We start from the raw sequence: 936 nt of genomic DNA, 5'->3' as shown, positions 1-936 counted from the left end.
TCGACCTGCCCAGAAGAACGCTTCTCGCAACCTCCATGGCGTTCTTCCCGTCTGTAAAGCTCCCGGAGCATAGCTGCTCAACCTTATGGGGATCATAGCCTTTTGCATTGTCCTCCCAGCAATATTCTCCGCCGATCTTCAGAGGCACATCCTTCATCGTGGCTGTCGCAGTGAAGCCTGCGCATTTCCTTCATGTCCCAGCCTGTCGCAGTTACCGCGGAGAGCTGTGCGGCAAGGTCTGTCTTTGTCCTTGCTGAAATCAGGGACTTTCCCCATTCAAGGACCACATCGTCATCTGTCGGTGTTATCTCTGTCTTTACGTAGACAGTGTTTCCGTGGCAGTAGACTGTCTTTCCGTATTTGCCCGCCAGGTACATGATGTAGCCATAATCAGTGAAATTTTTCTGCTCAATATAGCTGTATTCAGGTCCGAAATCCTCCACGTCGGCATTCAGATTATACGCTGACACTATGTCCCTGATTATGCCTGCTGGCGTCTTGTGCTCAAACGATGCGCATCTTGCCCCCTTGTTTAGCCTGAGGAGCTTTGAATGTATTTTTACCTCCGTCAGGGGAGCGCTGCATTCATCAAGCCGCGGCGCAAATCCTGTAACCTCGCCGGCAAAAACCTCATGTACGTCATCTTTATATCCAAGATGTATAGAAACCTCGCTTCCTGTTGTGAATATGCCGTCGTTGCAAAAGTCCAAAGGTGAACTTCCGAACAAAATGCTCGTAGTCCCGGCAAAGTTCAGCCTGTCATGTATATGGATTCTTTTCAGCGCGCCCTCGTAGCCTGTGCCAAGGCGTCTGCCGTCAACATACGCTATCCAGACCGGCGTAAGTGTTCTGTTCTCTCCTGGCATTTTCCAATACCTCTTGTTTTGTCTTTTTATATGTAATGCATTATACAAGGGCTTGGCGATTTAGTTAATA

1 protein-coding gene is annotated in these 936 nt (G+C 49.0%); it reads right to left on the bottom strand.

Annotated features, from left to right (window positions below; all coding sequences use genetic code 11):
• Positions 1-92 precede the first annotated feature (92 nt).
• Complete coding sequence (locus B3209_RS00480; protein WP_296689298.1) at positions 93-866, bottom strand: phage late control D family protein; 774 nt, start codon at positions 864-866, stop codon at positions 93-95.
• Positions 867-936 lie beyond the last annotated feature (70 nt).

This window comes from Treponema sp. UBA6852 (assembly GCA_002449305.1).
Classification (GTDB): Bacteria; Spirochaetota; Spirochaetia; order Treponematales; family Treponemataceae; genus Treponema_D.
Note: the sequence above shows the minus strand (reverse complement) of the source record. Positions and strands in the feature narration are given on the sequence as shown.